The organism is Citrobacter sp. wls714 (assembly GCF_005281025.1).
GTDB lineage: Bacteria > Pseudomonadota > Gammaproteobacteria > Enterobacterales > Enterobacteriaceae > Citrobacter > Citrobacter werkmanii.
Genome location: NZ_SZWZ01000028.1, coordinates 30,499 through 43,805, shown reverse-complemented (window position 1 = coordinate 43,805; position 13,307 = coordinate 30,499). Strand labels below are relative to the sequence as shown.

Below are 13,307 nucleotides of genomic sequence, written 5' to 3'. Positions count from 1 at the left end.
CGTTATTCCCCCTGACGCTGGTAGTCGTTACGCTGCGCGTTGGCGCGGCGTTGGTCCATAATATCGCCCTGACTGGTGGACGAGGTGTTGCTTGCTCCAGTGCTGGAGGTCGTCGCTGGCGGCAGACGCAGCAGGTTTGAACTGCTGTCGCTCTTGGCTGCTGGCGCACTACCGCCTTTCAGCATTTGATCCAGCGGCAGAACCATCAGATTGCTGCCCTTATCGTTAACCAGAACTTTGCGAGTATGACTCAGCACTTTTTCCATGGTCTCGATATACAGACGCTCGCGAGTAATTTGCGGTGCGGCTTTATATTCCGGCAGAATTTTAGCGAATCGAGCCACTTCACCCTGTGCTTCCAGGATGGTTTGCGTTTTGTAAGCACGCGCTTCTTCCAGAATACGCTGCGCCTGACCGTTCGCACGAGGTTGCACTTCGTTGGTGTACGCTTCCGCTTCACGGATGTATTGCTGTTCGTTTTCACGCGCGGCAATCGCATCGTCAAACGCGGCTTTAACCTCTTCCGGCGGACGTGCTGCCTGGAAGTTGACGTCCAGCAGGGTGATACCCATGTTGTACGGACGGATCGTTTCTTCCAGTTCACGCTGGGTATCGCTACGAATAACGGTACGCCCTTCGGTCAGTATACGGTCCATAGTGTATTTACCGATAACGCCACGCAGTGCGCTGTCGGTTGCCTGACGCAGACTGTCATCCGCGCTGGTTACGCTAAACAGATAACGCTGCGGATCGGTTACGCGGTACTGCACGTTCATTTCAACGCGCACGACGTTTTCGTCAGATGTCAGCATGACGCCGGATGCGGCAAGTTCACGCACGGCTTCAACGTTGACCGGGGTCACTTCGTCGATAAAGGTCGGTTTCCAGTTCAGACCCGGCTCAACCAAATGGCTGAATTTACCGAAGCGTGTCACCACGCCGCGTTCCGCTTCTTTAATGGTATAGAAACCGCTGGCCGCCCAGATAATGACGATAGCGGCCGCTGCGATAGTAAAGACCCGACCGCCCAGTTGCGGACGCGGACCTTGCGATGAACTACCGCCGCCAGAACCAGTACCTTTACCACCGCCCAGACCACCGAGCTTTTTGCTCAGTTTGCGGAAGATATCATCCAGATCGGGAGGTCCCTGATCGCGACCACCTTTGTTTCCATTTCCCTCAGGGTTGCCGCCAGGTTTGCTGCTTCCCCACGGGTCGCGGTCTTGTCCGTTATTACCGGGCTGATTCCACGCCATGTTTGTGCTCCATATTTGTTATGCGGTGATATACCCCGTTTTTTGCACTACAGGGGCGTTACCGCCGACCTGCAACCCAAAATTCGATGAGTATTGGGCAAAAAATCCCCAGGCATTTCCTCCCGGTCAGATAATGTAATCTGCCAGGGTCGGTTCTTGTTTACAGAGGCGACGCCAGTCTACGATCGGCATACGAACCTGCAGACCTACGCTGCCGTCCTCCTCCATCCACTCTTTTTCTATTGCCTGAAGTTGGTAAAACCGGCTTCTCAGACGCCCTTCCTGCGGCGGCAAACGCAACGTATGCTGCGCTACCTCACCGGAAAGCCGCTCAGTCAAAGCCTGAAAAAGCTGTGGTATTCCTATTCCCGTTTGCGCTGAAACCCAAACGCGAATGGGTTTATTCTCTTCATCTCTGTCGATACGCGGTTCAAAGTCATCCAGCATATCGATTTTATTCATCACCAGCAGGGTCGGGATCTCATGCGCATCGATCTCCTCAAGCACCGTATCAACGGCCTCGATATTTTCTTGCACACGAAAATCTGCTGCATCAATAACGTGCAGCAGCAATGTCGCCTGACGTGTTTCCTGCAAGGTGGCTTTAAACGCCGCCACCAGGTCGTGCGGTAAGTGACGGATAAACCCTACGGTATCCGCCAGCACGGTTTCACCGACATCCGCAACGTCGATCCGGCGCAGGGTCGGGTCCAGGGTCGCAAACAGCTGATCCGCTGCGTAGACCCGGGCTTCAGTTATCTGATTGAACAGGGTGGATTTTCCGGCGTTGGTATATCCCACCAGTGATACGGTCGGGACATCCGCTTTCTTACGCGACTGTCGCCCCTGCTCACGTTGCTTTTCAACTTTTTCCAGGCGCGACTGTATCTGCAAAATGCGATTACGCAGCAAACGACGGTCGGTTTCGAGCTGGGTTTCACCCGGACCGCGCAAACCAATCCCGCCCTTTTGCCTTTCAAGGTGGGTCCAGCCACGGACCAGACGCGTAGCCATATGGCGCAGCTGCGCCAGCTCAACCTGCAACTTACCCTCATGGGTTCGCGCACGCTGGGCAAAAATATCCAGAATAAGACCAGTCCTGTCGATAACCAGACACTGGCACAATTGTTCCAGGTTACGTTCCTGGGCAGGGCTTAGAGCATGATCAAAAATCACCACCGCAGCGCCAGTCGCTTTTACGGCTTCGGCAATTTCGATTGCCTTACCTTCACCAACAAAATACTTCGGGTGCGGTGCTTTACGGCTCCCGGTAATCACCTGCATTGCTTCGACACCGGCGGAAGAAACCAGAGATTCAAACTCCTGGAGGTCTTCCATATCTTTGTCTTGCGAAAAATAGATGTGTACCAGTACCGCCTGCTCACCGGCATCATAACGGTCAAACAAGCGTCAACCCCTTAATATGTATCAACGGGGAACGCAGGTTCGCTGGCTCCCCGTATGTAAAACAGCGATCAACCTTATTCGGTTTCTTCGCTGTCCTGTTGCGCAGATGAACCTTGCGCGTTGCTACCATGATGGTAGTTGCTGCCAGTGCCGCCGGTGGCATTATTGCTGTGATGAGAAACCGGGCGAGACGGGACAACAGTAGAAATCGCGTGCTTATAAACCATCTGGCTGACCGTGTTCTTCAACAGGATCACGAACTGATCAAAAGACTCGATTTGACCTTGCAGCTTAATACCATTCACCAAATAAATAGAAACTGGAACACGTTCCCGACGCAGTGCGTTCAGGAACGGATCTTGTAAAGATTGCCCCTTAGCCATTCTCTCTTTTCCTTATATGCTTATTTGTACTTTGAACCTTTCGATTCTGAAAAATTGCGCACGATACGTTTCAATTGTACACATTCAGTTCGCGATAGCACCAACAACCTGTAATACTTCGTTTCGCGCCTGGTCAGGCTTTTCACTGTCAAGCCAGTGCACCCCTTCCCAACCACGCAACCAGGTTACCTGCCGCTTCGCCAACTGCCTCGTGGCGCAAACACCTCTATAAACCATTTCATCGTATGAAATTTCGCCTTCAATGTATGACCACATCTGGCGATACCCCACACAACGAATGGAAGGCAAATCCGTATGCAAATCTCCACGGGCAAAAAGCGCCCGGACTTCTGCTTCAAAACCTGAAGCTAACATCTGATGAAAACGCTGCTCAATTCGCTGATGGAGCAGTTCACGGCTCGCCGGGGCGATTGCAAACTGATGCACCTCATACGGCAAAGCATCTCCTGACGTTTGCGTCAGCTCCGTTAAAGTTTTACCCGAAATGAAAAAAACTTCCAGTGCCCGGGAAAGTCTTTGCGGATCATTTGGATGAATACGCGCGGCAGCCACGGGATCGATCTCCTGAAGCTGTCGGTGCAATGCGTCCCACCCGTGCTCTGCCGCCTGCTGCTCAATTCTGGCCCTGACGTCCGGGTCTGCCGACGGTAACGGCGACAGCCCTTCAAGCAAGGCTTTGAAATATAACATTGTGCCGCCCACCAGCAGCGGGATACGCCCCGCGGCGGTGATATCGGCCATCTCGGCTAACGCATCGCGGCGAAAATCCGCAGCAGAGTACGCCTGCGACGGATCGCGAATATCCAGCAATCGGTGCGGCGCGGCCTGTAATTCATCTGCATCAGGCTTGGCTGTACCGATATCCATCCCTTTGTAAATAAGGGCGGAATCAACGCTTATCAACTCTACAGGCAAAACTTTACGCAATTCAATTGCTAATGCCGTTTTACCGGAGGCCGTTGGCCCCATTAAAAAAATCGCCTTTGGCAGGCTCGCCTTACGGGTATCACTCATGTTTCAGGGCATTCATTACCGAATGTAAATCAACAGGTTGTAACAGACCACCCGGCGGTGCCTTCACGAGTTGTGGGCAAAGCCGCTCAACATCCGCTAGCAGCGTAATCGCCTGGGCCATGCTCCACTGCGGATGCTCGCTCATCAGGTTACGTGCAATCCACTGTGCAATATTGCCCGGTTCAAATACGGACTGCTGCGCCAGGTAGCCTATCAGTTCAGGAATCAAGATTTGTAAATTTTGTTGGCGTAAGGGTAAAGGCACTGCCCGGATGGTCACATGCTGCGCATCCAGTTGAAATTCAATGCCCAGATCGGCCAGTTGGCTCTGCCCTTTCTGCAGCGCCGCTTTTTCATCGGCGGTCACTTTTAGACGTAAAGGAATCAGCAACGGCTGGGCGCAAACAGTACCCTCTCCCGGCGTTAACTGCGCCTGACGCAGCCAACGTTCCGCCACCGGTAATGCCAGTAACCGAATATGACCATCACATTCGAGTAAGGCACAGTCCGCACCGACAATCGTTAGCACCCGACCAAAACCTTGACTATTGCCGGTCAGCGGTGCTGATGGCGCTTCAGATTCCGGCGCTTTACGCGTTGGAACTGGCGTCTGCAGCAGTTGCTGATAAATCTCACCCTGCTGCTTTTGATATCCAGGCTGGGCATGAGGCCAGCTGGCGCCCGCCTGACGACCACCACCGCCAGCGGGGGCAGAGTAGCGAGGTGCAGCAGCTTCACGCGCCGGAGCGGGCTCAGCAAAATGGTTACGTCCGGCTGCAATGCGGTTTTCCGGGATGTGCCGGGGGGCGGGCTCGTCGTCATCAGCCAACGGCAGCGGCGTTTCAAGCTGCTGTTGCAGGACGCTCAATACGCCCTGGTAGATAAAATCATGCACCAGACGCGACTGATGGAAACGGACCTCATGTTTGGCGGGATGCACGTTGACATCCACCTGATGCGGATCGATTTCCAGGTATAAAACAAATGCAGGCTGCTGATCGGCGCCCAGCTTATCTTCACAGGCCTGGCGGATAGCGTGGTTGATCAGGCGGTCACGCATCATCCGGCCATTCACGTAGCAGTACTGGATTTCCGCCAGCGCCGTCGTCGTGTGGTGCGGATCGGCTACCCAGCCCCGCAGCGTCAAATCGCCATGCTGCCATTCAATCGCCAGCGCATGTTCCAGAAACGGCATACCGCAAATCGCGCCCAGTCGGCGCTCTTTTTGCCCATCTGCTGCCACTGCACGGTACTGACGCACCACTTTGCCGTTGTGCGACAGATTAATCGTCACATCGAACCGCGCCAGCGCAATGCGGCGGATAATCTCGTCGATATGATTAAATTCGGTTTTCTCGGTGCGCATAAACTTGCGCCGCGCCGGGGTGTTGTAGAACAGATCCAACACCTCCAGCGTGGTGCCCACCGGATGCGCGGCGGGTTTCACTGTGACATCCATGTCGCGCCCTTCGGCATAGGCTTGCCAGGCTTCAGATTGCTCTTGCGTGCGCGACGTCAGGGTTAAACGAGAGACTGAGCTAATGCTGGCTAACGCTTCGCCGCGAAACCCGAGGCTCACGATGGCTTCGAGATCGTCAAGCGAGGCAATTTTACTGGTGGCGTGACGCGCCAGCGCCAGCGCCAGCTCGTCTTTTTTAATCCCGCAGCCGTTGTCACGAATACGGATAAGCTTCGCGCCGCCGCGTTCGACATCAATATCAATACGCGTCGCGCCGGCATCGATACTGTTTTCCACCAGCTCTTTCACCACTGACGCAGGCCGTTCTACCACCTCGCCCGCGGCAATCTGGTTCGCCAACTGTGGCGGTAGAACCTGAATCGGCATGGCTAATCCTTAATTTGTTAACGTGTTGCCAGGCGACACGGCACTGGCGGTTTGCGCCGGCGCTCCCTGCGGCCCGGTTTGCATCGGGTGCGCCTGGAAATAGTTACGCAATCCTTTGTAAATCGCCTCGGCCAGTTGCTGCTGGTAATCATCACTCGCCAACAGACGCTCTTCGCTGTTGTTACTGATAAAGCCGGTTTCAACCAGCACTGACGGGATATCAGGCGAACGTAATACGCCCAGGCTGGCATGTTCCGGCCGACGTTTATGCATTGAGCCAATACGTTCTAACTGACCGATCATGCTGGTCGCCACATCATACCCGACGCGTTGCGAATGACCGAACTGCAGATCCAGCACGGCCTGACTGAGGTAAGGATCGGCCTGGCTGTTGGCCAGCACATCACCCGCACCGCCTAACAGTTCCGATTGCTTCTCGTGCTGCTCCAACCAGCCGGCCATTTCACTGTTCGCCCGGCGGTTTGACAGTACCCAGACGGAAGCGCCAGTGGCATCCCGGTTTGGCGCGGCATCCGCATGAATCGAAACCAGGAAGTTGGCGTTTTGTTTACGCGCAACGTCGGAACGCCCCATCACCGAGATGAAGTAATCGCCATCGCGGGTGAGAACACCTTTAAACATCGGGTCATCATTCAGCAAACTGCGTAGTTTACGCGCCACGGCAATCGTGACATTTTTCTCACGCGTACCGCCGGGGCCAATTGCGCCGGGATCCTGTCCACCGTGCCCGGCATCAATGGCGATAACCACTTTGTCGCCGCTGTTGGTGCTGGCGCGCGCCGCAGGTCGCGTGGACGTATTACTGCTGGTAACCGCCGTGGTGCGGTCGTTTTCCGCTTTAAACGGGTTACGTGCAGGCTCGACAGGACGCGGGGCGACAACCGGCGCCTCGACACGCTTCGCGACCACCGGAGGCGGTGGCGGCGGCGTATCCGCTTTGATGGTAAACACGACGGTATAATTGCCGCCGTTTTGTCGTTTAACGGCTTCTGCTTTACCGTTCTCGGTTAAATCCACCAGCAGGCGCAGAGACTGCACGTCTTTTGGCGTACCGGAACGAATAGATTTGACCAGATTATTACCGCTAAACAGCAGCGGTAATCCCTGAATCACACCGGTTTGTTTAATATCCAGCGCGACGGTTCGTTTCCCATCCTGCGAAACGGCGTATTCAGGATCGCCAATAAAGCTCAGCGTAATCCGCGCCTGTTGATCACCATTGGAAACCTGAAGATCGGAGAGGCTGGCGGCCCCTGCCTGCGCGCACAGCAGGACCAGGGTTGCCATCAGCCAGTTTCTGATGCGATAAATCATCCCGCCACCCTTAAGGTTAATCGGCTAAACGCGCCAGCAATAAATCACCCGATGAGGAGACTGCGCTTACGCGCGCCTCTCGACCTTGTGCCTGGTATTCAATGTGTATTTCGACGTCCGGGTCTGGCAGTACACCTTTACCTTGTTGTGGCCATTCCACCAGGCAGATGGCATCATTGGCAAAATAATCACGGATCCCCATAAATTCCAGCTCCTCCGGGTCCGCAAGTCGATACAGATCGAAGTGATAAACCATCAAATTATCGAGCGAATAGGGTTCAACCAGCGTGTAAGTCGGGCTTTTTACATTACCTTTGTGGCCTAACGCCTGCAGGAATCCACGGCTGAAAGTGGTTTTGCCCGCACCCAGGTCGCCGTACAAATAAATTACCGTCGCGCCGTCACAGGCTTTGGCTACCCGCAATCCAAGGTCTAAAGTCGCCTGTTCATCAGGTAGTGGAATTACTCGATTCATCATGATAAACGTCAATCACATCAGGGTTAACAATACGCTGTAGCGTAGTAAAGAGATCGGTCGCCAGCATGCCGCGCGTACCAAAACGCGCCGCCAGCACATCCGCCGCCGCACCGTGCGCAACACATCCCGCACATGCTGCATCATACGGGGTAAGCTTCTGTCCGAGCAATGCGCCAATAATACCGGAAAGCACATCACCCATTCCGCCGCTGGCCATGCCTGCATTGCCGGTATCAATAATACCCAACTCAGCCTGTTCAGCAGCAACAACCGTACCCGCGCCTTTCAGCACTACCACGCCTCCGTACCGTTTTACCAGACGTTGTGCACAAAGTAAGCGATCGTCTTCAATTTCTGCAATGGAACAGCCCAGCAGTCGCGCGGCTTCTCCCGGATGCGGCGTGATCACGCGATTGTGACGTTTATCGGGGTTGATTGCCAGCAGGTTCAGCGCATCGGCATCCCAGAGCATCGGTTTGCGAAAATTCTCGACCTTTTGCAGCGCTTTTTTGCCCCACTCCTGCTGACCAAGCCCGGGGCCAATCACAACAACATCCGCCCACGCCAGGCTTTCATCCAGAGTTTGCGGCGTTAGCGTATCAACCATCAGTTCGGGCCTGGCGGTCAGAATCGGCGCGATGTTTTCACTGCGGGTCAGCATTTTGACCAGCCCGGCGCCTGCACGCAGCGCCGCTTCACCGGCCATACGTATTGCGCCTGCCGTCCCGTGGTCACCGCCGATAATCACCAGCCGACCGTGGGAACCTTTGTGCGAGGTAGGTCGGCGTGGCGTTAGCCAGTGCGCAAGCTGTTGAGCATCAAAACGTTGAATTGGCGCATTCTGCCCAACCAGCCAGTCGTCCAACCCAAGCGCGTTAACATGCAGGCGTCCGGTGACATCGCGCGCTTTACCCGTTAACAGGCCTGGTTTGAGTGCAATAAAGGTGACGGTATGCGCCGCATTGATGACCGATCCCGGTGTCGCTCCGGTTTGTGCCAGCAGGCCGGAAGGAATATCGATCGCCACGATGGGAGCTGGGTAAGTATTGGCACGTTCAATCAATACCGAGAGAGAGTCACGCGGCGCGTACTTTAAGCCAGTCCCTGACAGCGCGTCGATGATGACGTCCACGCTACCAGGCCAGGTGATATCCGCAGCATGAATGACGCCACCGGCATTAAGCCAGGCGTCGCGCGCATGCTGTGCTTCCTCCGGGAGCGGTTTGTCACTCTCTTGCGCCAGTAGCGTGACCTCAAGCCCTTGCGCTTTGGCGAGCCTTGCCACCACGTAGCCATCGCCGCCATTGTTACCATGGCCGCACAGCACCAGCCAGTGCTGGGCATGCGGATAGGCTTCGCGCGAGACCTGAAACGCAGCCTCTCCCGCCCGTTGCATCAGTTCGTATAACGTCAGCCCTAAACTGTCTGCTGCCTCTCGCTCCATCCGCCTGATGTCATCGGCGTGCCAGATGGAGTGTGGTATACTTGCGGGGTTTTTCTTCATTGTATGGTCCATCATGTCAGAGCCCCTCGATCTCAATCAGTTAGCGCAAAATATTAAGCAGTGGGGGCTGGAGCTTGGCTTTCAGCAGGTCGGTATTGCCGATACCGACCTAAGCGAAGCGGAGCCCAAACTGCAGGCCTGGCTGGATCAACACTATCACGGCGAGATGGACTGGATGGCCCGTCACGGCATGATGCGCGCCCGACCTCACGAATTATTGCCCGGTACGCTACGTGTCATCAGCGTACGTATGAACTATCTCCCAGCCAACGCGGCCTTTGCCAGTACGTTGAAAAATCCCTCTCTGGGTTACGTCAGTCGCTACGCACTGGGGCGCGACTACCATAAGCTGCTGCGTAACCGCTTAAAAAAGCTGGGCGAGATGATTCAACAACACTGCGTTTCGCTGAATTTTAGACCTTTTGTCGATTCCGCGCCCATTCTTGAGCGTCCGCTGGCGGAAAAAGCCGGGCTTGGCTGGACAGGTAAGCACTCACTTATCCTCAATCGCGAAGCCGGTTCATTTTTCTTCCTCGGTGAATTGCTGGTCAACCTGCCCTTGCCGGTCGATAAGCCAGTAGAAGAAGGATGCGGGAAATGCGTCGCCTGTATGACCATCTGTCCCACCGGGGCCATCGTTGAACCCTACACCGTAGATGCGCGCCGTTGTATCTCTTATCTCACTATCGAACTGGAAGGCGCTATCCCGGAAGCGTTTCGTCCCTTGCTGGGGAATCGAATTTACGGCTGCGATGATTGTCAGCTCATTTGTCCCTGGAACCGCTATTCGCAACTGACGGTAGAGGATGACTTTAGCCCACGTAAGCAGCTGCATGCTCCGGAGTTAATAGAGCTGTTTAGCTGGAGCGAAGCGTGGTTTTTAAAAGTCACGGAGGGGTCTGCCATTCGTCGTATTGGCCATCTGCGCTGGCTGCGAAATATCGCTGTTGCGTTGGGCAATGCACCCTGGGATGAAGCCGTAATTAACGCACTGGAAAAGCGCAGAGGTGAGCACCCACTTCTCGACGAACACATAGAGTGGGCGGTTGCTCAGCAAATTGAGAAGCGAAATGCCTGCGTAGTTGAGGTGCAGTTGCCGAAGAAACAACGTTTAGTCAGGGTCATCGAAAAGGGTCTACCGCGCGACGCTTAAGTCATCCACAGCTTGTGTATAAAAATAGAAACACATTGATATTCAAGAGGGAAAAAATCGTCAAGTGATCGCATTAACAATTTGAAATGATAATTAGTCCATTAATTTCAATGTGTTAAAATGATACTATTAACCAGGCGAAGTTTTTTGCATTCCAGGAATAATACCCGGACCTGTGGATAAGTCTGTTTACAAGAGTATGTCAACGACGAAACAAAACGTCCCCAACGCGATTCTTCGTTGTGGATATTTTTTTGAGGTAAGAATTTGGAGCGGGAAACGAGACTCGAACTCGCGACCCCGACCTTGGCAAGGTCGTGCTCTACCAACTGAGCTATTCCCGCTTGGGTGTGTCTGTGCTTAACAAGCACTTTCAAATTTTGGAGCGGGAAACGAGACTCGAACTCGCGACCCCGACCTTGGCAAGGTCGTGCTCTACCAACTGAGCTATTCCCGCTTGGGTGTGTCTGTGCTTAACAAGCACTTTCAAATTTTGGAGCGGGAAACGAGACTCGAACTCGCGACCCCGACCTTGGCAAGGTCGTGCTCTACCAACTGAGCTATTCCCGCTTGGGTGTGTCTGTGCTTAACAAGCACTTTCAAATTTTGGAGCGGGAAACGAGACTCGAACTCGCGACCCCGACCTTGGCAAGGTCGTGCTCTACCAACTGAGCTATTCCCGCATAATCTTCGTCTTTCGAACCGCTACTGCGTTGGCTGCCTTCACTCGCCTAAGTCACTTACTTCAGTAAGCTCCTAAGGACTCATTCAGTTGCCGCCTTGTCGCAATTCGAAATCCTGCGATTGGTGGTCTGTGCTTAACAAGCACTTTCAAATTTTGGAGCGGGAAACGAGACTCGAACTCGCGACCCCGACCTTGGCAAGGTCGTGCTCTACCAACTGAGCTATTCCCGCAAATTTGTACTGCTTTTGTTGCTGCCGTAACGCGTAATTCTCTGTCGTTACGGGAGGCGCATTATACGAGAAATCCGTTTAGCTGCAACCCCCCTAAAAGCGATTTTCTTGTTTTTTCGTTTAAGTGCTGAATTTATCGGCAAGTCGTTTAATTTAGCGACAATCCTGACTTAGTGCAAGCTCGCAGGAACGATTTTCGTAGGCCGGGTAAGGCACAGCCGCCACCCGGCAATCCACAAAATCAAAGCTTAATAAAATGTTCGCGATAGTAAGCAAGCTCAGCAACCGACTCACGGATGTCATCCATCGCCTGATGCGTTCCTTGCTTGGTGAAGCCAGCAAGGATCTCCGGCTTCCAACGACGCGCCAGCTCTTTCAGCGTGCTGACGTCGAGATAGCGGTAATGGAAATACGCCTCCAGTTCCGGCATGTATTTAAACAGGAAACGACGATCCTGCCCGATGCTGTTGCCGCAGATAGGTGATTTTCCTGCCGGAACCCATTCTTGCAAAAATGCCAGCGTAGCCAGTTCTGCTTCGCGATCGCCCATGGTGCTCGCCTTCACACGCTCCACCAACCCGCTACCGGTATGCGTACGTACGTTCCAGTCATCCATTAATGCCAGTTGTTCGTCGGACTGGTGCACTGCAATCGTCGGTCCTTCAGCCAGAATATTTAAGTTGGCATCCGTCACCAGCGTGGCGATCTCAATAATGCGATCGCGCTCGGGATCCAGACCAGTCATCTCCAGATCGATCCAAATCAGGTTGTTTTCATTGGCACTCATGCTATTTTCCACCCTTCAGCGTCACATTCAGTGTGACTATATTCATCTAAAATTGCGTGTATCATAAATGTTTTGCCCATCATGGGCGACCAGGAGCCAGTCCGATTGAGTAAGAATAAACTCTCCAAAGGCCAACAGCGCCGTGTGAACGCCAATCACCAGCGTCGTCTTAAAACGTCCGCGGAGAAGCCCGACTATGACGACAACCTGTTTGGCGAAACTGCTGAAGGCATCGTGATCAGCCGTTTTGGCATGCATGCCGACGTGGAATCTGCTGACGGCGACATTCACCGCTGCAACATCCGCCGCACAATTCGTTCGCTGGTTACCGGCGATCGCGTCGTCTGGCGTCCAGGTAAAGCGGCCGCAGAAGGCGTAAATGTCAAAGGCATCGTAGAGGCGGTACACGAGCGCACCTCGGTACTGACACGTCCCGACTTTTACGACGGGGTAAAGCCGATTGCTGCCAACATCGACCAAATTGTTATTGTCTCAGCCATCTTACCCGAGCTGTCACTCAATATTATCGACCGCTATCTGGTTGCCTGCGAAACGCTACACGTCGAACCGATTATCGTACTGAATAAGATCGATCTGCTGGATGCCGAGGGCATGGCCTTTGTTAACGAACAGATGGATATCTATCGCAACATTGGCTATCGCGTGTTGATGGTATCAAGCCGCACTAAAGACGGTCTGAAACCGCTTGAAGAAGCATTAACCGATCGCATCAGCATTTTTGCTGGCCAGTCGGGTGTAGGTAAATCCAGCCTGCTCAATAATCTTCTCGGCCTGCAGGAAGCGATCCTGACCAACGATGTCTCCGATAACTCCGGTCTTGGGCAGCACACCACTACCGCTTCTCGCCTGTATCACTTCCCACATGGTGGCGACGTTATCGATTCCCCGGGCGTACGCGAGTTCGGACTGTGGCATCTGGAACCGGAACAAATCACCCATGGTTTTGTCGAATTCCATGACTACCTGGGTCATTGTAAATACCGCGACTGCAAGCATGATACCGATCCAGGCTGTGCTATCCGTGAGGCTGTAGAAAAAGGGGAAATAGCCGAAACTCGGTTTGAAAATTATCACCGCATCCTGGAAAGCATGGCACAGGTAAAAACGCGTAAAAACTTTTCTGATACAGACAACTGACAACTAAGCTAAGCATCGCTAGAATCGTCCCCCTTTTTCAGGATCCGGCC

At 53.9% G+C, this 13,307-nt stretch carries 11 protein-coding genes and 5 tRNA genes; 2 read left to right on the top strand and 14 right to left on the bottom strand.

All coding sequences use genetic code 11. The annotated features are described in order from the left end of the window. Positions 1-2: 2 nt before the first annotated feature. From hflK to nnr, 8 genes are all read right to left on the bottom strand, one after another. Entirely contained in the window at positions 3-1,256 is a 1,254-nt protein-coding gene (gene hflK, locus FDX11_RS05165) for an FtsH protease activity modulator HflK (protein WP_042312805.1), read from the bottom strand. Positions 1,257-1,382: 126 nt separating this feature from the next. Further along, a complete protein-coding gene (hflX, locus tag FDX11_RS05160; protein WP_042312807.1) occupies positions 1,383-2,663 on the bottom strand; it encodes a ribosome rescue GTPase HflX in 1,281 nt (426 codons plus the stop codon). A 74-nt stretch (positions 2,664-2,737) separates the two neighbouring features. Further along, positions 2,738-3,046, bottom strand: coding sequence for an RNA chaperone Hfq (hfq, locus tag FDX11_RS05155; RefSeq protein ID WP_003025584.1), 309 nt, complete (start codon positions 3,044-3,046; stop codon positions 2,738-2,740). Positions 3,047-3,130: 84 nt separating this feature from the next. After that, positions 3,131-4,081 carry a tRNA (adenosine(37)-N6)-dimethylallyltransferase MiaA gene (miaA, locus tag FDX11_RS05150; RefSeq protein WP_038636521.1) on the bottom strand — a complete coding sequence of 317 codons (951 nt, stop codon included), beginning with the start codon at positions 4,079-4,081 and terminating at the stop codon, positions 3,131-3,133. Continuing rightward, positions 4,074-5,927 carry a DNA mismatch repair endonuclease MutL gene (gene mutL, locus FDX11_RS05145; RefSeq protein WP_137365026.1) on the bottom strand — a complete coding sequence of 618 codons (1,854 nt, stop codon included), beginning with the start codon at positions 5,925-5,927 and terminating at the stop codon, positions 4,074-4,076. Before mutL ends, miaA begins: the two co-directional genes overlap by 8 nt. Positions 5,928-5,936: 9 nt before the next feature. After that, the gene (gene amiB / locus FDX11_RS05140; RefSeq protein WP_137397582.1) at positions 5,937-7,262 is read right to left on the bottom strand and encodes an N-acetylmuramoyl-L-alanine amidase AmiB; all 1,326 of its coding nucleotides are present in this window, start codon (positions 7,260-7,262) and stop codon (positions 5,937-5,939) included. A gap of 16 nt (positions 7,263-7,278) precedes the next feature. Continuing rightward, positions 7,279-7,740, bottom strand: coding sequence for a tRNA (adenosine(37)-N6)-threonylcarbamoyltransferase complex ATPase subunit type 1 TsaE (gene tsaE, locus FDX11_RS05135; protein WP_008786002.1), 462 nt, complete (start codon positions 7,738-7,740; stop codon positions 7,279-7,281). Further along, positions 7,712-9,259 carry a bifunctional ADP-dependent NAD(P)H-hydrate dehydratase/NAD(P)H-hydrate epimerase gene (gene nnr, locus FDX11_RS05130; protein ID WP_137397581.1) on the bottom strand — a complete coding sequence of 516 codons (1,548 nt, stop codon included), beginning with the start codon at positions 9,257-9,259 and terminating at the stop codon, positions 7,712-7,714. Before nnr ends, tsaE begins: the two co-directional genes overlap by 29 nt. On the opposite strand from nnr, the gene queG reads away from it, so the two are divergent. Beyond that, positions 9,258-10,397: a tRNA epoxyqueuosine(34) reductase QueG gene (gene queG / locus FDX11_RS05125; RefSeq protein WP_137397580.1), complete on the top strand. Its 1,140-nt coding sequence runs from the start codon at positions 9,258-9,260 to the stop codon at positions 10,395-10,397. The genes nnr and queG overlap by 2 nt on opposite strands. Before the next feature lie 268 nt (positions 10,398-10,665). Here queG and FDX11_RS05120 read toward each other — a convergent pair. The 6 genes from FDX11_RS05120 to orn all read right to left on the bottom strand — a co-directional run bounded on the left by FDX11_RS05120 (position 10,666) and on the right by orn (position 12,099). Then, positions 10,666-10,741: transfer RNA gene (locus FDX11_RS05120), tRNA-Gly, on the bottom strand. Between the two features lie 37 nt (positions 10,742-10,778). Continuing rightward, a tRNA-Gly gene (locus tag FDX11_RS05115) sits at positions 10,779-10,854 on the bottom strand. 37 nt (positions 10,855-10,891) lie between these two features. Beyond that, positions 10,892-10,967, bottom strand: a tRNA-Gly gene (locus FDX11_RS05110). Positions 10,968-11,004: 37 nt separating this feature from the next. Next, positions 11,005-11,080 (bottom strand) — tRNA-Gly (locus FDX11_RS05105). A 156-nt stretch (positions 11,081-11,236) separates the two neighbouring features. Next, positions 11,237-11,312: transfer RNA gene (locus FDX11_RS05100), tRNA-Gly, on the bottom strand. Between the two features lie 241 nt (positions 11,313-11,553). Then, complete coding sequence (gene orn, locus FDX11_RS05095) at positions 11,554-12,099, bottom strand: oligoribonuclease (protein WP_006686300.1); 546 nt, start codon at positions 12,097-12,099, stop codon at positions 11,554-11,556. Positions 12,100-12,204: 105 nt separating this feature from the next. Here orn and rsgA point away from each other — a divergent pair, with 105 nt between their 5' ends. Continuing rightward, positions 12,205-13,257: a small ribosomal subunit biogenesis GTPase RsgA gene (gene rsgA / locus FDX11_RS05090; protein ID WP_170972957.1), complete on the top strand. Its 1,053-nt coding sequence runs from the start codon at positions 12,205-12,207 to the stop codon at positions 13,255-13,257. Positions 13,258-13,307 lie beyond the last annotated feature (50 nt).